General features: G+C 67.8%; 21 protein-coding genes. 11 read left to right on the plus strand and 10 right to left on the minus strand.

The genetic code is table 11. The features are described 5' to 3' along the window. Positions 1-3 precede the first annotated feature (3 nt). Genes LRQ07_RS11985 through LRQ07_RS12000 form a run of 4 tightly spaced genes read left to right on the plus strand, consistent with a single transcriptional unit; the run spans position 4 to position 3,964 of the window. Positions 4-1,296 (plus strand): flavin-containing monooxygenase, encoded by a 1,293-nt coding sequence (locus tag LRQ07_RS11985; protein ID WP_256534739.1) that lies wholly within the window; start codon positions 4-6, stop codon positions 1,294-1,296. Beyond that, on the plus strand, positions 1,293-2,243 hold the full coding sequence (locus LRQ07_RS11990) for a bile acid:sodium symporter family protein (protein WP_131492687.1): 951 nt from the start codon (positions 1,293-1,295) through the stop codon (positions 2,241-2,243). The genes LRQ07_RS11985 and LRQ07_RS11990 overlap by 4 nt, the downstream gene beginning before the upstream one ends. Then, a complete protein-coding gene (locus LRQ07_RS11995) occupies positions 2,243-3,208 on the plus strand; it encodes an SDR family oxidoreductase (RefSeq protein WP_256534740.1) in 966 nt (321 codons plus the stop codon). Before LRQ07_RS11990 ends, LRQ07_RS11995 begins: the two co-directional genes overlap by 1 nt. Positions 3,209-3,217: 9 nt before the next feature. Next, positions 3,218-3,964, plus strand: coding sequence for an alpha/beta hydrolase (locus tag LRQ07_RS12000; protein WP_256534741.1), 747 nt, complete (start codon positions 3,218-3,220; stop codon positions 3,962-3,964). Between the two features lie 3 nt (positions 3,965-3,967). On the opposite strand, the gene LRQ07_RS12005 is transcribed toward LRQ07_RS12000, so the two are convergent. From LRQ07_RS12005 to LRQ07_RS12045, 9 genes are all read right to left on the minus strand, one after another. Next, positions 3,968-4,984 carry a polysaccharide deacetylase family protein gene (locus tag LRQ07_RS12005; protein ID WP_256534742.1) on the minus strand — a complete coding sequence of 339 codons (1,017 nt, stop codon included), beginning with the start codon at positions 4,982-4,984 and terminating at the stop codon, positions 3,968-3,970. Between the two features lie 98 nt (positions 4,985-5,082). Beyond that, positions 5,083-6,198, minus strand: a complete 1,116-nt coding sequence (locus LRQ07_RS12010; RefSeq protein ID WP_131492691.1) for an adenosine deaminase — start codon at positions 6,196-6,198, stop codon at positions 5,083-5,085. 51 nt (positions 6,199-6,249) lie between these two features. Continuing rightward, a complete protein-coding gene (locus tag LRQ07_RS12015; RefSeq protein WP_047523596.1) occupies positions 6,250-7,545 on the minus strand; it encodes a thymidine phosphorylase in 1,296 nt (431 codons plus the stop codon). Further along, entirely contained in the window at positions 7,542-7,940 is a 399-nt protein-coding gene (locus LRQ07_RS12020) for a cytidine deaminase (RefSeq protein WP_047523598.1), read from the minus strand. Before LRQ07_RS12020 ends, LRQ07_RS12015 begins: the two co-directional genes overlap by 4 nt. Positions 7,941-7,968: 28 nt before the next feature. After that, positions 7,969-9,255: an ABC transporter permease gene (locus LRQ07_RS12025; protein ID WP_374199087.1), complete on the minus strand. Its 1,287-nt coding sequence runs from the start codon at positions 9,253-9,255 to the stop codon at positions 7,969-7,971. Beyond that, a complete protein-coding gene (locus LRQ07_RS12030; RefSeq protein ID WP_047523602.1) occupies positions 9,252-10,571 on the minus strand; it encodes an ABC transporter permease in 1,320 nt (439 codons plus the stop codon). The genes LRQ07_RS12025 and LRQ07_RS12030 overlap by 4 nt, the downstream gene beginning before the upstream one ends. Further along, a complete protein-coding gene (locus LRQ07_RS12035) occupies positions 10,568-12,082 on the minus strand; it encodes an ABC transporter ATP-binding protein (protein ID WP_047523603.1) in 1,515 nt (504 codons plus the stop codon). The genes LRQ07_RS12030 and LRQ07_RS12035 overlap by 4 nt, the downstream gene beginning before the upstream one ends. 107 nt (positions 12,083-12,189) lie before the next feature. Further along, positions 12,190-13,302: a BMP family lipoprotein gene (locus LRQ07_RS12040; protein WP_047523604.1), complete on the minus strand. Its 1,113-nt coding sequence runs from the start codon at positions 13,300-13,302 to the stop codon at positions 12,190-12,192. Positions 13,303-13,462: 160 nt separating this feature from the next. After that, complete coding sequence (locus tag LRQ07_RS12045; RefSeq protein ID WP_131492692.1) at positions 13,463-14,578, minus strand: mannose-1-phosphate guanylyltransferase; 1,116 nt, start codon at positions 14,576-14,578, stop codon at positions 13,463-13,465. Between the two features lie 180 nt (positions 14,579-14,758). Here LRQ07_RS12045 and sdhC point away from each other — a divergent pair, with 180 nt between their 5' ends. From sdhC to LRQ07_RS12075, 6 genes are all read left to right on the plus strand, one after another. Beyond that, positions 14,759-15,193 carry a succinate dehydrogenase, cytochrome b556 subunit gene (gene sdhC, locus LRQ07_RS12050; RefSeq protein ID WP_072591539.1) on the plus strand — a complete coding sequence of 145 codons (435 nt, stop codon included), beginning with the start codon at positions 14,759-14,761 and terminating at the stop codon, positions 15,191-15,193. After that, on the plus strand, positions 15,193-15,639 hold the full coding sequence (locus LRQ07_RS12055; protein WP_047523606.1) for a succinate dehydrogenase hydrophobic membrane anchor subunit: 447 nt from the start codon (positions 15,193-15,195) through the stop codon (positions 15,637-15,639). Before sdhC ends, LRQ07_RS12055 begins: the two co-directional genes overlap by 1 nt. 18 nt (positions 15,640-15,657) lie before the next feature. After that, on the plus strand, positions 15,658-17,484 hold the full coding sequence (gene sdhA, locus LRQ07_RS12060; RefSeq protein ID WP_047523607.1) for a succinate dehydrogenase flavoprotein subunit: 1,827 nt from the start codon (positions 15,658-15,660) through the stop codon (positions 17,482-17,484). Positions 17,485-17,486: 2 nt separating this feature from the next. After that, positions 17,487-18,254: a succinate dehydrogenase iron-sulfur subunit gene (locus LRQ07_RS12065; RefSeq protein ID WP_047523608.1), complete on the plus strand. Its 768-nt coding sequence runs from the start codon at positions 17,487-17,489 to the stop codon at positions 18,252-18,254. A 106-nt stretch (positions 18,255-18,360) separates the two neighbouring features. After that, the gene (locus tag LRQ07_RS12070; RefSeq protein WP_256534743.1) at positions 18,361-19,575 is read left to right on the plus strand and encodes a YihY/virulence factor BrkB family protein; all 1,215 of its coding nucleotides are present in this window, start codon (positions 18,361-18,363) and stop codon (positions 19,573-19,575) included. Between the two features lie 9 nt (positions 19,576-19,584). After that, positions 19,585-20,424, plus strand: a complete 840-nt coding sequence (locus LRQ07_RS12075) for an exodeoxyribonuclease III (protein ID WP_256534744.1) — start codon at positions 19,585-19,587, stop codon at positions 20,422-20,424. On the opposite strand, the gene LRQ07_RS12080 is transcribed toward LRQ07_RS12075, so the two are convergent. Beyond that, positions 20,418-21,119, minus strand: coding sequence for a DUF4166 domain-containing protein (locus LRQ07_RS12080; RefSeq protein ID WP_256534746.1), 702 nt, complete (start codon positions 21,117-21,119; stop codon positions 20,418-20,420). The genes LRQ07_RS12075 and LRQ07_RS12080 overlap by 7 nt on opposite strands. Positions 21,120-21,164: 45 nt before the next feature. Between LRQ07_RS12080 and trpS the strand changes: the two genes are divergently transcribed. Next, positions 21,165-22,169, plus strand: a complete 1,005-nt coding sequence (trpS, locus tag LRQ07_RS12085; RefSeq protein WP_081997047.1) for a tryptophan--tRNA ligase — start codon at positions 21,165-21,167, stop codon at positions 22,167-22,169. Positions 22,170-22,186 lie beyond the last annotated feature (17 nt).

A 22,186-nucleotide genomic window follows, 5' to 3' on the forward strand; every position in this document is an offset into this window, starting at 1 on the left:
ATCATGAACAGATATGCCGTCATCGGGGCGGGACCATCGGGGTTGGCGGCGGCGCGTGCGCTCCACCGGCGCGGTATCGGGATCGACGGGTACGAGGCGTCCCACGGCGTCGGCGGGCTGTGGGACATCACGAACCCACGCAGCACGATGTACGAGTCGGCGCACCTGATCTCCTCCCGCACCACGACCGAGTTCTCGGAGTTCCCGATGCGCACCCGGGTCGACTACCCCGGCCACCGCGTGCTGAAGGAGTACTTCCAGGAGTACGCCGATCGATTCGGGCTAACCGACCTGTTCCGGTTCGAGACCAAGGTCACGCGTCTCGAACCGCGCGACGGCGGGTGGCACCTCACGTGCAGCGGCCCCGACGGCGAGGAGACCCGCTGGTATGCCGGGGTCGTGCTGGCGAACGGCACCCTCGCGGAACCGAACGTGCCCTCGTTCCGCGGCGAGTTCACCGGCGAGCTGCTGCACACCAGCGCGTACAAATCCCCGGAGATGCTCCGGGGCAAGCGGGTGCTGCTCATCGGCGCAGGCAACTCCGGCTGCGACATCGCGGTGGACGCCGTGCATCATGCCGACTCGATCGATATGAGTGTCCGCCGCGGGTACTACTTCGTGCCGCGCTACCTGTTCGGCAGGCCGAGCGACACCCTCAACCAGGGGCACCCCCTGCCGGCGCGGATCAAGCAGGCTGTCGACAGCCGCGTGCTGCGTGCGTTCACGGGAGACCCCGTGCGGTTCGGATTCCCTCGGCCCGACTACCGCATCTACGAGTCTCACCCGATCGTGAACACCCTCATCCTCAACCACCTCGGGCAGGGCGATCTGCGCATCCGTGCGGACATCGATCGCTTCGACGGGAAGACCGTGCACTTCCGCGACGGGGGTTCGGACGAGTACGACCTCGTGCTGCTGGCGACCGGGTACACCCTGGACTATCCGTTCGTGGATCGCGAACACCTGCACTGGCGCGGCGCGTCGCCTCGGCTGTTCCTCAACGTCTTCCCCGCCTCCTTCAACGGGTTGTACGTGATGGGCATGATCGAGGCCTCCGGGATCGGCTGGCAGGGCCGGTACGAACAGGCCGACCTGCTCGCGACCTACCTCGACGCCGCAGAGCACGACCCGGCGCGGGCCGCACGCTTCCGCGACCGCGTGACCGGCACGGCGTGGCCGGACACCTCCGGCGGCTATCACTACCTCGGCCTCGACCGGATGGCGTACTACGTCAACAAGGATGCCTATCGCAGCGCGGTGCGACGCGAGAAGAGCGCACTGGAGGCCTCGGCATGAACATCGACGACGTCGTCCTGTCGTTCACGCCCGGCACGCTGACGATCCTGAACGTGGTGTTGGGGCTGATCATGTTCGGCATCGCCCTCGACACCTCGCCACGCGACTTCCGTGTGGTGGCGAAGCACCCGAAGCCGTTCGTGATCGCGATCCTCGCGCAGCTGCTCCTGCTGCCCGTCGCGACGTTCCTGCTGACCCTCGTGCTGCCCATCCCCCCGTCGATGGCGTTGGGGATGATCCTGGTCGCGTGCTGCCCGCCCGGCAACATCTCGCAGGTGCTGACACATCGTGCCGGCGGCAACGTCGCGCTCTCGGTCTCGCTCACCGCGGTCGGGAACCTCATCTACATCTTCGCGATGCCCCTCAGCATCACGTTCTGGGCTTCCCTGCATCCCACCGCCAGCGCCCTGTTGCGCGATGTCTCGCTCGACCCCTGGCGGATGCTGCTGGAGATCTTCCTCATCATCGGTCTCCCCTTCGCGGTGGGACTGCTCCTCCGCGCGAAAGTGCCGGGGATGAGCGCGCGGGTGCAGCCGTTCGTGAAGTGGTTCAGCTTGATCGCCTTGCTCGGGTTCATCGTGGCGGCGCTCATCGGCAACTGGGCGGTCTTCGTGCAGGTCCTGGGTGTCATCCTGCTGGTCGTCGCCGTCCACGACGCCGTCGCGCTCGCACTCGGCTACGGCACCGCCGTCGTGGGCGGCCTCGGCACCCGTGAGCGCAAGGCGATGACGTTCGAGGTCGGCATCCGCAACGCCGGCCTCGGTCTGGGCCTGGTGTTCCTGTTCTTCGACGGGCTCGGAGGCATGGCCGTCGTCGCGGGCTGGTGGGGCATCTGGGACATCATCGCGGGTCTCGTGCTCGCCGGGCTCTGGGCCCGCCACACGCGACGCCGCACCGGGACGACGACCGGAGACAGCAGCGGCCGCGCACCCATCGAGGCCGCCTGATGTCGCGGGTGCTCATCACCGGCGGCGGAGGCTTCCTCGGGTCGCATGTCGCCGAGGCCCTCGCCGCGCGCGACGATGTCGAACTCGTCGTCGCCGCGGACCTGCGCCCGGGCACGCCGCGCGACGGCATCATCGACGAGACACTGGATGTGACCGATCCCGCCGCCATCGCTCCGACGCTCCGGAAGCACCGGATCGACACCGTCGTGCATCTGGCGGCGATCGTCAATCCGGGTCGCGACGTCGCCCTCGAGTACCGCGTCGACGTGACCGGCTCGGCCAACGTCCTCGCCGCGTGCGTGGACGCCGACGTCCACCGCATCGTCGTCTCCAGCTCCGGCGCCGCCTACGGCTATCACGCCGACAACCCGGACTGGATCGAGGAGGACCAACCGCTGCGGGGCAACGACGCCTTCCCGTACGCACGGCACAAGCGTCTGGTGGAAGAGATGCTCGCCGAGTATCGTACGGCCCACCCGGAGCTCGAGCAGGTGGTCTTCCGCATCGGCACGATCCTCGGTCCGTCCGTGCGGAATCAGATCACCGCGCTCTGGGACGCAAGGCGGATCCTTCGCATCGCCGGTTCGGATTCCCCGTTCGTCTTCGTCTGGGTGGACGACGTCGCCGCAGCGATGGTCCGTGCGGCGACGGACGGCCCGCCCGGGATCTTCAACGTCGCCGGGGACGGACGCATGACCGTGCCGGAGATCGCGGCTCGACTGCACAAGCTCGAGCTCGTGGTCCCCGCGGGGGTGCTGGCCGCAGGTCTCCGGATCGGACGGACGCTCCGCCTCACGGAGCACGGACCGGAGAAGGTGCCGTTCCTCCGCTATCGGCCGGTGCTGGCGAACGGACGTCTGAAGCGCGAGTTCGGATACACACCGCGACGCACGACCGCTCAGGCTTTCGAGGAGTACCTCCGCACGCACCCTGCCGTCGCCGGCGAGGGCCGCGCCGCGGAGTAACGTTGACGCGTGGAGAAGACTCGTGGCCGTCGCATCCTGAAGCGCGTTCTGTGGAGCCTGGCGATCGTGGTGGTGCTCGCCGTCGGCGGCGTCGTCGCGTGGAGCCAGATCGGTGTCATGGCCGCGGAGCCCGAGCCGCTCGCGACAGTGCAGGAGAACCCCCAGATCACGGTGACGGATGCCGATCAGGGCATCGTGCTCGAGCCGGTGGACGGCGAGTCCGACGTCGGGCTGGTCTTCATCCCCGGGGCCAAGGTCGACCCCTGGGCCTATGCCGCCATCCTCCAGGGCCTCGCGGAAGACGGTGTCACGGTCGTGATCACCCGCCCCTGGCTGAATCTGGCCTTCTTCGACCCTCGGGGCCTCGATGCCTTCACGTCCGCCGCTCCGGAAGTCGGTGCGTGGGCCGTCGGAGGACACTCGCTCGGTGGTGTGCGCGCCTGCCAGCTCGCCCCGGACGCCGATGCGCTGGTGCTGTTCGGTTCCTACTGCGCCAACGACCTCTCGCAGAGCGGGCTCCCGGTCCTGAGCATCTCGGGAAGTGAGGACGGCCTCTCGACGGCGGACAAGATCGCCGATGCACGCGATGAGCTGCCTGCGGATGCCGAGATGGTCGAGATCGACGGCGCCTCTCATGCCTCGTTCGGCGACTACGGGCCGCAGGACGGCGACGGCACCCCGACGATCTCCTCCGAGGAGATGCATGCGGAGGTCACGCGCCTGGTCGACGAATTCCTCGCACCGCTCGCCCCCTGAGCCTCAGCCGATGCGCGAGATCAACGCGTCCACTCCCATTCCGTAGTCGATTCGCACGACGGGAAGGGCGAGCTTGTCGGTGCCGATCCGGACCGTGCCGGGCTCGATGGTCCGCGCCATGTCGTAACCGGCCTTCAGGACACCTTCTTTCGCGGTGTCGTTGTAGTGACCGAACGGATACGCGATGACCTCGCGAACCCCGAGCGTGTCTCCCGAGAGGTTCAGATCTGCCGCGATCTGATCCGCCGTCCAGTTGACCATCAGTCCGTCGCCGTTCGCGCCGGCCTGATGCATGTCGTGCGTATGCGAACGACGCAGCACGTGGATCGAAGGCGGCGGATCGGAGCGGTAGGCGGTGACCATGAACGAGGTCGCGAGCAGCTTGTACTTCTCGACAACGGGTGCCGCGAGGTCGAACCACGTCTGATCGGCATCATCGTCGGTGATGATCACGCTCCGTGCCGGAAGGGAGAGCCGACCGTCGATGAACGCACTGAGTTCATCCCAGGTCGGCAGGTAGAAGCCCGTGGTGGCGATGTGGTTCAGGTGCGCGTCGAAATCACCGATGTAGGCGTAGTTGCCTCGCAGCCACCCCGACTCGCCCTCGGGGTTCGCCGTGAACTGGTGGTACATCAGGATCGGTACCTGAACTCCCTCAGCCGCGTTCTGCTCCGGTGTCTTCCACGCGGCGAAGAGTTCGATCCGCTGCTCTTCGCACACGACCTGGTCCGCGCCGTTCACCCGAGCCGCGACCGTGAAGGCCGCCGCATCCGCCGCAGTTCCGTACCAGCCGGCGAAGACACGGCCGTCGAGGGCCGGGATCGGAAGCGCCTGGTAAAGGCCGCCCTGCCACTGCAGTTGGGGATCGATCGGTGCACCCTCGCCGGTGAACGTCACCGCGCAGGCGAGCGGATCGTCGGTGTCCGCCAGGAGTTGCTCCGCCGGAGTCAGCGGCGGAACCGTCACCGACGCACGAGGAGTGGGGGTGGGCGTCGCCGCCTCCGCCGGAGCGCGGCTCATCCACAGATACGCTGCGAGCCCGCCTCCGCTCGCGACGAGTGCGGCTGCGATGATGATCGCGGCTGTCCGCCAGCGTCGCCTCCCCCCGGAAGCCACGATCAGATGTCGAAGCCCTCGGCGATCAACTCGACGAGCTCTTCCCGCTCCTCGACCGGGAGGAAGGCCGCTGCGGCGGCGTTGAACTGGAACGTCTCGAGGTCGTCGAGATCGTACTCGAAAGTCTCGACGAGCAGCGCGAGCTCGCGCGTGAGCGAAGTGGCGCTCATCGTGCGGTTGTCGACGTTCACGGTCACGGAGAAACCGAGCTGGTACAGCAGGTCGAACGGGTGATCCGCCAGCGTGTTGCCCCAGGCCGCGATCGCCCCGGTCTGCAGGTTCGAGGACGGCGACAGTTCGAGCGGGATCTCGCGGTCGCGGACCCACCGGGCGAGGTCGCCGAACTGCACCTGCACCTCATCGCCTTCCTGCGTCACGACCTGGAGGTCCTCGGCGATGCGGACGCCGTGGCCCAGTCGCAGCGCACGCCCGTCCAGCAGAGCCGAACGGATCGACGCGAGCCCCGCGGCCTCTCCCGCATGTACGGTCACCGGGAAGAACTTGCCGGCGAGATAGTCGAACGCGGCGCGATGATTCGACGGCGGGAAGCCGTCCTCCGGCCCCGCGATGTCGAACCCGACGGCGCCGCGACCGCGGAAGTCGACCGCCAACTCGGCGATCTCCCTGGCCCGATCGGTGTGGCGCATGGCCGTGATCAACTGGCCGACGCGGATGCTCCTACCATCGCGGTCGGCGGCGTCCTCGCCCTCTTCGATACCCTGCTGCACCGCTTCGACGGTCTGCTCGAGCGTGAGTCCACGGGCCTGGTGCTGCTCCGGAGCCCAGCGCACCTCGCCGTAGACCACACCATCGGCCGCGAGGTCCTGGACGAACTCGCGCGCGACGCGGGTGAGCCCTTCCGGGGTCTGCATGACGGCGGTCGTCAGGTCAAAGGTCTTGAGGTACTCCACCAACGACCCCGAGTCGCTCTGCTTCGCGAACCAGGCGCCGAGCGCCGCGGGGTCGGACTTCGGTACCTCGAGGCCGATCGCGTCCGCCAGCTCGATGATCGTCGCGGGGCGCAGGGCACCGTCGAGATGATCGTGCAGCGACACCTTGGGGAGGCTCCGCAGGGAGACGCCCTGCAGCGTGACATCGCCGTTCGCGTCGATCGACATGGTGATCCTCCTCCGTCGCGGATGTGCTCAGTTCAGGCTAGCGGTCCGCAGTCACGCCGTGATGCGCTCGCGCACGATGGGACCGGCCTCCGGCACCTCGCCACCGATCGCCCAGGCGCCCTCGAGAGCTTCGATCGCGCGGGGGAAGCGGGCCTCGTCCGCCGCGGACAGCGTGAAGAGCGGCTGCCCGGCGGTGACGCGGTCGCCCGGCTTCGCGTGCAGGTCGATTCCTGCCTCGAAGATCACGGGGTCCTCAGCCCTGGCACGGCCCGCACCCAGTCGCCAGGCGGCGACGCCGAACGGGAGCGCGTCCAGACGCGTGAGCACACCGTCTTCCGGGGCGGTGACGACGTGCGTCTCGCGTGCCGTGGGCAGCGGGGCGTCGGGGTCTCCATCCTGCGCGCGGATCATCGCCTTCCAGGTGTCCATCGCGCGCCCGTCGTCGAGGGCGGCCTCCACGTCGGCGTCCGGCTGTCCGGCAAGTGCGAGCATCTCCCTCGCCAGGGCGAGCGTCAGCTCCCGCACATCGGCGGGACCACCACCGGCGAGGATCTCCACCGACTCGCGGACCTCGTTGGCGTTGCCGATCGCGAGTCCGAGCGGGACGTTCATGTCGGTCAGGAGCGCGGTGGTCGCCACGCCCGAATCGGTGCCGAGCGCGACCATCGTGCGGGCGAGCTCGCGGGCACGATCGATGTCCTGCATGAACGCGCCGGAGCCGAACTTCACGTCCAGGACCAGCGCGTCCGTTCCCTCCGCGATCTTCTTCGACATGATGCTCGAGGCGATCAGCGGAATGGCTTCGACGGTTCCGGTGACGTCGCGGAGCGCATACAGCTTCTTGTCGGCGGGGGCGAGCCCCGAACCGGCGGCGCAGATGACCGCACCGACGTCGCCCTGCATCTGGGCGAACATCTCCTCGTTGCTGAGCGCCGCGCGCCAGCCCGGGATCGACTCGAGCTTGTCGAGCGTGCCGCCGGTGTGACCGAGACCGCGGCCGCTGAGCTGCGGGACGGCGACACCGAAGGCCGCGACGAGAGGCGCGAGCGGAAGCGTGATCTTGTCCCCGACACCGCCGGTGGAGTGCTTGTCGACGGTCTTCTTGCCGAGGGAGGCGAAGCTCATCCGCTCCCCCGAGGCGATCATCGCGTCGGTGAGCACGCGGATCTCGTCGCGCTCCATCCCCCGCTGGAAGACGGCCATCGCGAACGAGGCCATCTGCGCGTCCGAGACGTAGCCGCGCGTGTACGCGTCCACCATCCAGCGCAGCGCGGCCTCGGGGACCGCGCCTCCGTCGCGCTTGGCGCGGATGACATCCACCGCGTCGAAAGGCTCCACCGTCGTCATCGTGCGTCCTCCAGGTCGCGCGGCCCGAACGCATCGGGCAGCACCTCATCGATCGTGCGGATGCCGGAGACGGTCTCGAGCAGCATCCCGGGCATCGCGTGCTCGAACAGAAGCTGACGGCAGCGGCCGCACGGCATGATCGTCTGCCCTTCGTTGTTCACGCACACGAAGGCGACGAGCTGGCCGCCACCCGACATGTGCAGGTCTCCGACGAGCGCGCACTCCGCGCACAGCGTCACCCCGTAGGAGGCGTTCTCGACGTTGCACCCGGCCACGATCCGCCCGTCCCCGACGAGAGCGGCCGCCCCCACGCGATAGCGCGAGTACGGCGCGTACGCCTTCGTCATGGCTTCCGTGGCGACCTGGCGCAACTCATCCCAGTCGATGTCGGTCATTGCGATACTTCTCTCTTTCCCCGCAGGGCTAGGACTTGATGTACGGCTTGCCGTCGGCGGCAGGGGCCTTGATCTGTCCGGCGAACCCGGCGACCGCGAGCAGAGTCACGACGTACGGCAGCATGAGCATGAACTCGCCGGGGATCGGCGTCTTCAGGATCGAGAGCAGGTTCTGCAGGTTCGTGGCGAAACCGAACAGCAGGGCCGCGAGCGTCGCACGGATGGGATCCCAGCGCCCGAAGATCACGGCCGCCAGGGCGATGAAGCCGAGACCCGCCGTCATCTCCTTACCGAACTGCGGCACCGAGACGAGGGTGAAGTACGCGCCACCCATGCCGGCGATCGCGCCGGCCAGCAGCACGTTCCAGAAGCGGGTCGGGTTCACCTTGATGCCGACGGTGTCAGCCGCCTGCGGGTGCTCTCCCACGGCGCGGACGCGCAGGCCCCACCGCGTGCGGTACAGCCCCCACGCGACGACGGCGACGGTCACGAACATCAGGTATCCGATGAAGGTCTGGTTGAACAGCACGGGTCCGATGATCGGGATGTCGCTCAGCAGCGGGATCTCCACTCGGGGGAACCGCACCGGGGTGTTCAGCGTCTCCTCGTTCGGTGCGAGGAGCGCGCCGTAGAGGAATCCGGTGAGACCCGTGACGAGCACGTTCAGCACCACACCGACGATGACCTGCTCGACGAGGTACTTGATGGCGAACGCGGCGAGCACGCTGGCCACCAGGACGCCACCGACCATCGCGCCGATCAGCCCGACGAACGGGTTGCCGGTGATGCTGGAGAGCAGCGCGGCGGAGAACGCCCCGAGGAGCAGCTGTCCTTCGATCGCCACGTTGACGACGCCGGCACGTTCGCCGATCACCCCGCCCAACGCACCGAACACGAGCGGCACCGACAGGGACACCGCTCCGAACAGCAGACTCGTGACGGGGACCAGTCCCCCGGCGGACGCCCAGACGAGGAACGCGAACACGGCGAGCACGCTGTAGGCGATGACCAGCCAGAGGGACGGCGGACGGTAGATCCAGGCTCGGAGGAACGCCCCGACAGTCAGAACCACCAGGATGCCGAACACGACCCAGAAGGTCGACGCCGTGGGCAAGGCGACATCCGGGAGCCCGAGCGCCGCCGAAGGGTCCGAGAGCCGGAACGTGCTGATGCCGTCGCGCGGCACGGTGAGGAACAGCAGGGCCAGCAGCGCGGTGGCGACGGCGAGGACGATCGGCGCCTTGAGGTGCCGCTCCTTGACGGTCTCGAGCTGGACGGCGCCGCCTGCGGACACGGTCTGTGTGAGCGACATCATGCGGCCACCGCCTTCTTCGCGGCCTTGGCTCTCGCCTTGGCGGCCTTCTCCGCATCGGTCTTCGGCAGGAAGAACACCGAGCGCAGCAGCGGCGGCGCAGCGATGAACAGCACCACGAGCGACTGCACCACGAGGACGATGTCGACCGGGATGTCCTGCGCCTGCATCGAGAACGAGCCCGCCTTGAGCGCGCCGAACAGGATGCCGGCCGCGAACGTGCCCCACGCGCGGCTGCGGCCCAGGAGCGCGACCGTGATCGCGTCGAACCCGATGCCGGCGTCGATGGTCTCGGTGACGCCCGTCGTGACCGCCCCCTGGATCTGGTTCATCCCGGCGAGGCCCGCGAGCCCCCCGGCGAACAGCATCGCGTACACGTAGACGCGCTGCACGCTGATACCCGCGGCGCGCGCGGCATGCGGGTTCTCCCCCACGGCGCGCATGCGCATGCCGAGCGAGGAGCGCTCGATGAGCCACCAGACGAAGAGCGTCGCCACGATCACGATCACGAAGCCGAGGTCCAGCAGCGGGAACTGCGGGCCCAGCAGCGTCGGGAACTGCGCACTCTCGGGCGTCGCCGAGCCGAGCGCCTGGTTCGTGCCCGGCTTCTGCAGCAGGCCCGGCGTGCGGATCATCCACAGCAGCAGGTAGTACGCGATGTAGTTGAGCATGATCGTCAGGATCACCTCGTGCGCACCGGTGCGCGCCTTGATGAGTCCTGCGATCGCACCCCAGAGCGCACCGCCCGCGATACCGGCGATGAGGGTGACCGGGATGTGCAGCCAGATCGGCAGGTCGAGCGAGAACGTGAACAGAGCCGCGACGGCGACGCCGATGAGCATCTGACCGCGGGCACCGATGTTGAACAGCCCGACGCGGAACGCCAGTGCGACGCCGAGACCTGCGGCGATGAGCGGGGCAGCGAAGCCGAGGGTGTTCGTCAGTGGCCGGATCTGCGCCGCGAAATCGGCACCCCTCGCGTTGAAGATCGCGCCGCGGAACAGCGCCTCGTAGCCGTTGTACACGGCGTTCCAGGCGGCGACGAAGGTGTCACCGGGCTGGGCGAAGAAGTAGACGGAGGCCGCCTGCACGTCTTCGTTGGTGACGGCGATGAGGATGCCGCCGACGATGAGCGCCAGCACGATCGCGAGGATCGTCGTCACGGCGTTGCCGCGGAGGATCTCCTTGAGGATGACGTTGCCGCGCGGAGGCGGCGGCACGTCGGACGGGTCGCGCGGAACCGTGCCGGTGCTCGTCGCGAGCTCCTGCGGCGGGATGCCCTTGGTCACATCTCCTGCGCCGGGTGTCGCTCCGCTCACGCGGCCACCTCCCCTTCGGCCGCTCCGGCCATCATGAGTCCGAGCGTCTCCCGGGGCGTGTCGCCGGGGACGATGCCGACGATCGTGCCGCGGTACATGACCGCGATCCGGTCGGCCAGAGCCGCGACCTCGTCGAGCTCCGTGGAAACGACGATCACCGGAATGCCGGCATCCCGCGTCTCGATGATCCGTTTGTGGATGAACTCGATCGACCCGACATCGACGCCGCGGGTCGGCTGCGCGGCGACGAGCAGCCGCAGGTCGCGGCTCATCTCACGGGCGATGACGACCTTCTGCTGGTTTCCGCCCGACAACGTGCCTGCCGCCGTCTCCGGCCCCTGGGTGCGGATGTCGTACTCGGTGATGCGCGCGCGGGCGAACTCGTCGAGCGCGGCGCGGCGGAGTGTGCCCGCACGACTGAACGCCGGATCGTCCGAGCGGTCCAGGATGAGGTTCTCGGCGACGGAGAAGCCGGCGACCAGGCCGTCCTCCGTGCGGTCCTCCGGCACGAACCCGACCCCCGCGTCGAGGATCGCACGCACGCTCCGGCCGACGAGCTCCTTGCCGTCGAGGGAGATGCTGCCTTCCACGCGGGCGGCGAGGCCGACGATGGCCTCCACCAGTTCCGTCTGGCCGTTGCCCTGGACACCCGCGATCGCGAGGACCTCGCCCGGGCGGACGGAGAAATCGATGCCGTCGACCACGATCGCGCCGGTGGGCGTGAGGATGCGCAGTCCCGAGACCTCGAGACCTCCTTCGCCGAGGCGCGGCGGATCCTTCTGAACCGTGAGCTCGACGGCCCTGCCCACCATGAGGGAGGCGAGTTCGGCGTTCGTCGCGGTGGGCGATGCCTCACCCACGACGCGTCCGAGCCGGACGATGGTGATCTTGTCGGCGACCTCGCGCACCTCGCGCAGCTTGTGCGTGATGAACACGATCGCCGTGCCCTCGTCGCGCAGCTGACGCATGATGTTCATCAGCTCGTCGGTCTCCTGCGGCGTCAGCACGGCGGTCGGCTCGTCGAACACGAGCACCTTCGCATCGCGCGAGAGCGCCTTGATGATCTCGACGCGCTGCTGCACACCGACGGGAAGGTCACCCACGAGCGCATCCGGGTCGATGTCGAATCCGAAGCGGGCCGCGACCGACCGCACGTGCTCTCGCGCCTTCGCGATGTCGAGCGTGCCGAGGGCTTTGGTCTGCTCGTGGCCGAGCATGACGTTCTCGGCGACCGTGAAGACGGGAACGAGCATGAAGTGCTGGTGGACCATGCCGATCCCCGCCGCCATCGCGTCACCGGGTCCGCGGAAGCGCTGCACCTCGTCATCGAGGAGGATCTCGCCCTCATCCGCCTGATACAGGCCGTAGAGGACGTTCATGAGCGTGGACTTGCCCGCGCCGTTCTCGCCGAGCAGCGCGTGGATCTCGCCGGGTTCGACCACCAGGTCGATGTGGTCGTTCGCCACGAGGCTGCCGAATCGCTTGGTGATGCCGCGAAGTTCGAGCTTCATATCTGCACCTTATCCAGAAGAGTCATCCAGGAGAATCATCGTCCGTCCACGGCACGGGGCGAGTGGCAGCCTGCTCACCACTCGCCCCGTGCTGGACCTGCGACGACTTACGGGGAGTTCTCGGACTCCACCGTGATGTCGCCCGCGATGATCTGCTTCTGCAGCTCGGCGAGCTCGTCGAGGAGCCCGTCGGGCAGCTGGGACTCGAAGTCACCGAAGCCGGAGAGCTTCACGCCCTCGTTCTCGAGCGTCCCCACGTACGGGGCCGGGTCGAAGTCGCCGGCGGCGGCCGCGATGGTCGCGTCCTTCACGGCGACGTCGATCGCCTTCATGATCGAGACCAGCGTGATGTCGGCGACGCTCGGGTCAGCCACGGCCAGGTCGCTGTCGACACCGAGCATCAGCGTGTCCTTGCCGCTGTCGGCGATCGCCGCTGCCGCGCTCTGGTAGACCGGGCCACCGACGGGCAGGATCACGTCGACGCCCTGGTCGAGCACTCCCTGAGCGGTCTGCTTGGCCGTGTCGTTCGCGTCGAAGCCGCCCGTGAACGAGCCCTTCTGCGTCGCGGCGTCCCAACCGAAGACCTGGACCGAAGCGGACTTGTCCTCGTTGTACTTCTCGACACCGAGCTGGTAGCCGTCCATGAACACGGCGACGGACGGGATCTGCATCCCGCCGAAGGTGCCGACCTTGTTCACGCCGCTCTGTGCCGACCAGGCGGCCGAGGCGTAGCCACCGAGGTAGGCGGCCTGAGCCGTGTCGAAGACCAGCGGCTTGATGTTCGGGGCGTCGACGTTGCCGTCGAAGTCGTTGTCGGCCCAGTCGTCGATGATCGCGTAGTCGATCTCGGGGTTCGCGAGGGCGGACTCGACGGTCGCAGCCGACAGCTTGAAGCCGACCGAGACGATGAGCGAGCAGCCCTCGGAGACCGCGGTCTCGAGGTTGGGCGCGTAGTCGTTGTCGTTCGCCGACTCGAACTCGAGCGGCTTGATGTCCAGCTCTTCGGCGGCGGCGTCCATGCCTTCCTTCGCGGACTGGTTGAACGACTTGTCGTTCCATCCGCCGGCGTCGGAGATGAGGCAGGGGAGGAAGTCGGAGTCAACCGGCTTCTCGGAACCCGACCCGCTGTCGGTCGGGGCCTGGCCGCAGCCGGCGAGTGCGAAGATGACGCCCGCGGCGACCGTCGCGCCGAGCAGCTTCTTGGTGGTGGAGATGGTCAACTGATGCCTCCCTCAACGAACCCGCGGCCATCGCGGATCGATCAAAGTTACCTACTGTTTCAGCTTTTGCACACGCTCGCGCCGCATGTGCTGGCCAAAGGTTACAAAGCTGAAATCAACCCACCGGATGAGCGTGGGATCGTGCTCATCGGCGCACGCCTCAGAGCACGTCCCCCCGGCCGGTGAGCTTGAGTGACTCGACGACGCCCTTCACCCGCTGGGCATGCTCGACCGTCGTGACGAGCAAGGCGTCGGGGGTGTCGACCACGACGATGTCCTGGACGCCCACCAGGCTGATCACCCGCGACGTCTGACTGACCAGGATCCCGCTCGCCCCGTCCGTGAGCACACGTGCGTTCGGCCCCAGGACGGCGAGGTCGTTCTTGCGTCCGTTGTTGATGAGCTTGGTCAGCGAGGCGAAGTCGCCGACGTCGTCCCAGTCGAAGTGCCCCGGGACGACCGCGAGGTGTCCTCGGCGAGCGGCCGGCTCGGCGACGGCATAGTCGATCGCGATCTTCTTGAGGCGCGGCCAGATTCGATCCACGGCGGGTCCGCGCCGATCGCGATCGTCCCAGGCTTCGGCGAGTTCGAGCAGGCCTGCATGCAGTTCCGGCTCGTTCGCCGCGATCTCGTCGAGCAGCACGCTCGCCTTCGCGATGAACATGCCGGCGTTCCAGAGGTAGCCCCTGTCCGCCAGGTACGCCTTCGCCGTGTCCAGGTCGGGCTTCTCGACGAAGCTCTCCACGAGCGCGGCCTCCCTGGCGCCCTCGACCACGAGCTCCGGGCCCTTCTTGATGTAGCCGAAGCCGATCGCGGGTTCCGTCGGTGTGATGCCGATCGTGCAGATGTAGCCTTCGCGGGCGACCTCGACGGCGTCGCGGACGGCGAACTCGAACACCCGGGTGCTGCGGATCACATGATCCGCGCTGAACGACCCGACGATCACGTCGGGCTCGCGGCGATGCAGGATCGCGGCAGCCAGTCCGATCGCCGCCGCCGACTCCCGCGGCTCCGACTCCAGGAAGACGTTCAGATCGGCGATGCCCGGCAGCTCCGCCTCGACCGCGGCGCGATGGGCGCGTCCGGTGACGACGGCGATCCGGTCCGGCCCGGTGAGCGGCTCCAGGCGATCCCAGGTGTCGCGGAGCAGGGAGTGCCCGGATCCTGTCAGGTCGTGCAGGAACTTCGGCGCATCCGCGCGGGAAAGCGGCCACAGCCGACTGCCGATGCCGCCGGCGGGAATGACGGCATAGAAATCCTCGATGGTCTCGCTCACCCTGCCAGGGTACCCGCGGCCTCCTGAGCCGTTGCGGACACTTAGGCTCGCCTTCGTCGCTCCCCGTGTTCGGACAGGAATAGGATGGACAGCGATCGGGCGTGCCTGCCACTTCGACGAGCACACACTTGAACGAGAGCAGCGCACGCGACCGACGCACATCGATCAGGGAGGACGACCGTGTCCACGAGCGCGCGCTTGACACCGTCGATTTCGGAAACCACGTCAAAGACCCCCCGCGGCACCCTCTATCGGGGACGCGAAGGCATGTGGTCGTGGGTGCTTCACCGCATCACCGGAGTCGCCATCTTCTTCTTCCTTTTGGTGCACGTGCTCGACACGGCACTCATCAGGGTGTCGCCGGAGGCGTACAACGCCGTCATCGGCACGTACAAGAACCCCATCATGGCGCTCGGTGAGGTCGTGCTCGTCGCGGGCATCGTCTTCCACGCCATGAACGGGCTGCGCATCATCGCCGTCGACTTCTGGTCGAAGGGTGCGAAGTACCAGCGCCAGCTCTTCTGGGGCGTGCTGCTGGTGTGGGGCATCATCATGGCCGGCTTCGTGCCCCGCCACCTGATGCTCGCATTCGCCGGGTTCGGAGGAGGACACTGATGTCTGCACAGACCGTCGCCGCCCCGGTGCGCCGTCGCCGCGGAGTGAACCTCGAGAAGTGGGGCTGGGTCTTCATGCGCGCGTCGGGCATCGTGCTCGTCGTCCTGATCTTCGGCCACCTCTTCGTCAACCTCATGCTCGGCGAGGGCATCCACGCCCTCGATTTCGCGTTCATCGCCGGCAAGTTCGCCACGCCGTTCTGGCAGTGGTGGGACGTCCTGATGCTGTGGCTCGCGCTCATCCACGGCGCGAACGGCATGCGCACGATCGTGAACGACTACGTCACGAACACCACCGCTCGTAAGGCGCTCACCTGGGCGCTCGGCCTCGCCGCCGGTCTGCTCATCATCCTCGGCACGCTCGTGGTCTTCACGTTCGACCCGTGCCTGGGAGTGACCGAGGACAGCGTCCTGTGGTCCGAGTGCGCCGCACTGGTCGGGAACTGAGAAGAAGGCTAAGAAGAAGTGACTACCGAGACGCAGGATTCCGTCGTCCGTGACGGCGTGCACTACCACCAGTTCGACATCGTGATCGTCGGCGCCGGCGGCGCCGGGATGCGCGCGGCCATCGAGGCCGGACCCGGCGCGAAGACCGCGGTGATCTCCAAGCTGTACCCCACTCGTTCGCACACCGGTGCGGCGCAGGGCGGTATGGCCGCGGCGCTCGCCAACGTCGAAGAGGACTCCTGGGAGTGGCACACCTTCGACACGGTCAAGGGCGGCGACTACCTCGTCGACCAGGATGCCGCGGAGATCCTCGCGAAGGAGGCCATCGACGCGGTCATCGACCTCGAGAACATGGGTCTCCCCTTCAACCGCACGCCCGAGGGCAAGATCGACCAGCGACGCTTCGGCGGACACACGGCCGAGCACGGCAAGACCCCGGTCCGCCGCGCCTGCTACGCCGCAGACCGCACGGGCCACATGATCCTGCAGACGCTGTTCCAGAACTGCGTCAAGCTCGGCATCAACTTCTTCAACGAGTTCTATGTCCTCGACCTGCTGACGGTGAAGGACGCCGACGGGAACACCCAGGTCGCGGGAGTCGTCTCCTACGACCTCGCGACCGGCGAACTGCACGTGTTCCAGGCCAAGGCCGTCATCTTCGCGACCGGCGGGTTCGGCAAGATCTTCAAGACGACCTCCAACGCGCACACCCTCACGGGCGACGGCGTCGGCATCGTCTGGCGCAAGGGCCTCCCCCTCGAGGACCTCGAGTTCTTCCAGTTCCACCCGACCGGTCTCGCCGGCCTCGGCATCCTCCTCACCGAGGGCGCACGAGGAGAGGGTGCGATCCTGCGCAATGCCTCGGGCGAGCGCTTCATGGAGCGCTACGCCCCCACCATCAAGGACCTCGCTCCTCGTGACATCGTCGCGCGCTGCATGGTGCAGGAGGTCCTCGACGGCCGTGGCGCCGGCCCCCACAAGGACTACGTGCTGCTCGACTGCACGCACCTGGGCGCCGAGGTCCTCGAGACCAAGCTGCCCGACATCACCGAGTTCGCGCGCACCTATCTGGGCGTCGACCCGGTCGTCGAGCCCGTGCCCGTCATGCCGACCGCGCACTACGCCATGGGCGGCATCCCGACGAACAACGACGGCGAGGTCCTCGCGGACAACACCACCGTCGTCCCCGGTCTCTACGCGGCCGGCGAATGCGCGTGCGTCTCGGTGCACGGCGCCAACCGCCTCGGCACCAACTCGCTGCTCGACATCAACGTGTTCGGCAAGCGTGCGGGTCGCAACGCGGTCGAGTACGTCAAGACCGCCGAGTTCGTGCCGCTCCCCGAGAACCCCGCGGGATTCGTCTCGGGCATGCTCGAGGATCTGCGCAACAACCAGGGCACCGAGCGCATCGCCGTACTCCGCAAGACGCTCCAGGACGAGATGGACAAGGGCGCGCAGGTCTTCCGCACGCACGAGTCCCTCCAGCACGTGCTCGGTGTCATCGCCGAGCTGCGCGAGCGATACAAGAACGTGCACGTCGACGACAAGGGCAAGCGTTTCAACACCGACCTCCTCGAGGCCGTGGAGCTCGGCTTCCTGCTCGACATCGCCGAGGTCGTCGTCTACGCCGCGCAGAACCGCGAGGAGAGCCGCGGCGGCCACATGCGCGACGACTTCCCGAAGCGCAACGACGACAAGTACATGAAGCACACCATGGCGTACCTGACCGGCGACCCGCACTCCTCCACGCCGAGCGATCACATCAAGCTCGACTGGAAGCCGGTGGTGTTCACGAAGAACGAGCAGGGCGAGTTCAATTACCCGCCGATGGAGAGGAAGTACTGAGCATGTCGACTGCCATCGCAGAAGCACCTGCCGACACGACCGAAGAGACCGCCATCCAGTCCTTCATCGTCACCTTCAACATCCGCAGGTTCGACCCCGAGGTCGACGCCGAGCCGCACTGGGTCGACTACGACGTGGAGCTGTACTCCACCGACCGCGTGCTCGACGCCCTGCACAAGATCAAGTGGGAGGTCGACGGTTCGCTGACCTTCCGCCGCTCCTGTGCGCACGGCATCTGCGGCTCCGACGCCATGCGCATCAACGGCCGCAACCGCCTCGCCTGCAAGACGCTGATCAAGGACCTCGACATCTCGAAGCCGATCTACGTCGAGGCCATCAAGGGTCTGCCGCTGGAGAAGGACCTCGTCGTCGACATGGAGCCGTTCTTCGCGTCGTACCGCGAGGTCCAGCCGTTCCTGGTCGCCAGCTCGGTGCCGGAGAAGGGCAAGGAGCGCGTCCAGTCCATCGCCGATCGCGAGATCTTCGACGACACCACCAAGTGCATCCTGTGCGCCGCGTGCACCTCATCGTGCCCCGTGTTCTGGACCGACGGACAGTACTTCGGCCCCGCAGCGATCGTGAACGCCCACCGGTTCATCTTCGACTCGCGCGATGACAACGCCGCTGTGCGCCTCGACATCCTCAACGACAAGGAGGGCGTCTGGCGCTGCCGCACGACCTTCAACTGCTCCGAGGCGTGCCCCCGCGGCATCGAGGTCACCAAGGCGATCGCCGAGGTCAAGCAGGCGATCCTCCGCGGGCAGCCCTGACGCGCTGATTCAGACTCCTTCGAGAACAGGCGGTTCCCTTCCGGGGACCGCCTGTTCTCGCGTCGGCGCCTCTCTCCCGCCCCACACGCTTGGATAGGGTGGGGATGTGTCTGAACCCGTTGACGCCGCGTCCGAGCCCGGTCGCCTCGATGCGGCCGTCGAACGCGCCACTGCGCTGACCCAGCGCACGCTCGCGCTCTTCCCCGTGCGGGTCTGGCGCCACTTCCTGCAGCACAACGGCTTCCTCCTCGCCGCGGGCGTGAGCTACCAGGCGCTGTTCGCCATCTTCGCGGCGATCTATCTCGCCTTCGCGATCGCCGGCCTCTGGCTCGGCGGCAGCGAGGACGCGGTCAACGGGCTGATCGCCATGATCAACAGCTACATTCCGAACCTGATCCTTCCCGAGGGACAGGGTGGTGTCGTCACCCCGGAGCAGGTGCAGGAGATCGCGGCGAGCACCACCGGAGTGCTGAGCGTCACCGGTCTGATCGCCCTCGGTACCGTGATCTGGACGGCGATCGGCTGGGTGACCTTCTCCCGCCGCGCGACCAGGGACATCTTCGGGCTGCCACCGGACCGCCGCAGCTACGTGATCCTGAAGGCGCGCGACCTGCTGGCTGCGCTGATCTTCGGCATCTCCCTGATCGTCGGCTCGCTCCTCAGCTCGGCCAGCGCCGCGGTGCTGAGCTGGCTGCTCAGCCTCCTCGGCTGGGACTCCGGATCGGACGGCCTCAACCTCGGCATCCGCATCGGCACGGTCATCGTGTCCTTCGCGCTCATGTCATCCGCGCTGGCGGCGATGGTGCGCTTCCTGACCGGAACCTCGCTGCGCTGGCGCACGATCTGGCCGGGCGCGCTCCTCGGCGGTGGCGCGATGACCATCCTCCAGTACGGGGCGGGATTCCTGCTGAGTTACACGCCCTCCAATCCGCTGCTGGCCACGTTCGCCATCTTCATCGGTCTGCTGTTGTGGTTCCGCGTGAACGGGGTCGTCATGCTGGTGGCCTCTTCCTGGATCGCGGTCTCCGCGCAAGACCACGATCTCCCCCTCCTGCAGGAGACCGAGGCCGAACGTCGGATCGCGGAGTATCAGACCCTGCTGACGGCGGCGCGCATCCGGGTGCGGGAAGCGCACGCGGCCCGCACCCAGGCGCCCTGGTACCGCGCCTGGGTGGCGAATCGGGCCGTGCGCGACGCCGAGGAGGAACTCGCCGAGCTCGAAGCGTCCCCTCCCCCACCCGCGGCAGCGACGACGCCGCTCGCGCAGCGTCTGCTGGCGGAGCTGAACCGGTCGGGAAGGGATGTCGGCGGCTCTCGTTAGGCTGGGAGTATGCCTCATCTGCGTATCGCCACGGTCAATGTCAACGGGATCCGAGCGGCGGCTCGCAACGGGATGAGCGGGTGGCTGGACGACGCCGGTGTCGACATCCTGACGCTCCAGGAGGTCCGCGGACAAGACGAGCACATCGAAGCCGCTCTCCCCGGCTGGTCGTTCGTGCACGACGAGGCGACGGCGAAGGGCCGTGCCGGGGTCGCGATCGCGAGCCGCGTTCCGGCTGTGGCTTCGCGCACCGCGTTCGGCCCGGAGGATTTCGACTCCAAGGGCCGCTGGATCGAAGCCGACTTCCTGATCGGCGACCGTCCGCTCACGGTGGTCAGCGCGTACGTCCATTCGGGCGAGGCCGACACCCCCAAGCAGGAGGAGAAGTGGAAGTTCCTCGACGCCTTCGGCACCCGGCTCGGCGAGCTCGGCGCCGACGGAGCACTCGCGCTCGTGACGGGAGACCTCAACGTCGGACACCGTGAGCTCGACATCAAGAACTGGCGCGGCAACCGCAAGAAGGCCGGATTCCTCCCCCGCGAGCGCGCCTACTTCGACCGATTCCTCGGTGAAGCGGGAACCGAGGTCACCGGCGTCGACGGCACCGTGGGCACGGGTCTCGGCTGGGTCGACGTCGGACGGAAGTTCCACGGCGAGGTCGACGGCCCGTACACCTGGTGGTCCATGCGCGGACAGGCGTTCGACAACGACTCCGGGTGGCGCATCGACTACCACCTGGCGACGCCGGCGCTCGCGGAGCGGGTCGAGACCTACCACGTCGCGCGCGCCGCAGCCTACGACCAGCGGTGGAGCGACCACGCGCCTGTCGTGGTCGACTACCGCTACTGATCCGAGCCTGACGCGGTACCGCCTGCGTAGCGGTACCACCCGTGATACTCCAGGACCGTGCCGAGAACGGGGTTCGTCGCGCGCATGTCGATCGTGCGTCGACGGTGAGCCTCGTCCCACCCGTCGACGAGTTCGACATCGATCCGCAGGATTCCACGAAGTGCGATCCGGTGTCCTCCCACCCGCAGTGCGACGGCGCGCGTGTTCATGCGCAGTGCGCCGTCGCCCGTGACCGAGCACTGCTCGAGCATCTGCACGCGGCCGCGGGCACCCAAGGCGTTTTGCACGATGCCGGGACGCCCGGTCGCGCAGAGCCGATCCACGACGTGCTGTGTCGCGCCGGGGAAACGGAACTCGCGGATGGTGTCGAGCGTTGCGCGTCCGCCGTGCGACCGCCCTGACACCGTCTCGATGCGGAACGGCACGTCGCGGGCGAACCGTGTCACGAGCAACCCCGGCCCGACCACCGGCGAGGCGAGACCGGCAAGGCGTCCGAACTTGCTGCCCGCGACCTCGAACAGGCCCTCCGCGCTGTCGTGAGTCGCTTCGACCCTCATCTGCGCGAGGAGCTCGGGATGGAGCCGCTGCGCGTCCTCCCCCAACGCCTCGAGAAACGCCGCGCCTCGTGCGTTCGCCCCTGCGAAGGGCACGGCACCTCTTCCTGTCGACCGCGCGGAAGGAGAAGGAGAGGCCATGCGGCCATCGTAGGCGCAGGGCACGCACCCCATAGGATTGATCCTGTGACGAAACCTCGCCTTTACTCCGGAATGCAGCCCTCCGCCGACTCCCTCCAGATCGGCAACTACATCGGCGCGCTGCTCCAGTGGCGAGATCTGCAGAACTCCTACGACGCCTACTTCTCGGTGGTCGACCTGCACGCCCTCACAGTCGCCCAGGACCCGGCCGAGCTCCGTGAGAAGACGCGCCGCACCGCTGCGCAGTACATCGCGGCAGGCATCGAGCCCTCGCTGTCCACCCTGTATGTGCAGTCGCACGTGCGCGCCCACGCCGAGCTCGCCTGGATCCTCAGCACGATCACCGGTTTCGGCGAGGCCGGGCGGATGACTCAGTTCAAGGACAAGTCGACCCGCTACGGCGCCGATGCGACGAGCGTCGGGCTCTTCACGTACCCGGTGCTGATGGCAGCCGACATCCTGCTCTACCAGACCGACGTCGTTCCGGTCGGCGACGACCAGAAGCAGCACGTCGAGCTCACGCGCGATCTGGCCGAGCGCTTCAACTCCCGCTTCGGCGCGACGTTCACGGTGCCGATGCCGGTCATCCAGAAGGAGACCGCCCGCATCTACGATCTGCAGAATCCGACGGCGAAGATGTCGAAGTCGGCGGAGAGCGATGCCGGTGTGCTGTGGATGCTCGACGACCCCGCGAAATCGGCGAAGAAGATCATGCGTGCGGTCACCGACAACGAGGGCTCCGTGCGCTTCGACCGGGAGAACAAGCCGGGCGTCTCGAACCTGCTCACGATCTATGCCGCACTCAGCGGGCGTCAGGTCGCATCGATCGAAGACGAGTACGCCGGTCGCGGCTACGGAGACTTCAAGAAGGGCCTCGCCGACGTCGTCGTCGAGGAGTTCGAGCCGGTGCGCGCGCGTGCCCTCGAGCTGCTCGACGATCCGGCGGAACTCGACCGCATCCTGGCGGAGAACGCCAGCCGCGCCGATGCCGTCGCCGACGCCACCCTGTCGGACGTCTACGACCGCGTGGGGCTGCTCCGTCGGGTCTGAGCCGCGCCTAGGATGGG

It is taken from the genome of Microbacterium sp. J1-1 (genome assembly GCF_024498615.1).
GTDB lineage: Bacteria > Actinomycetota > Actinomycetes > Actinomycetales > Microbacteriaceae > Microbacterium > Microbacterium aurugineum.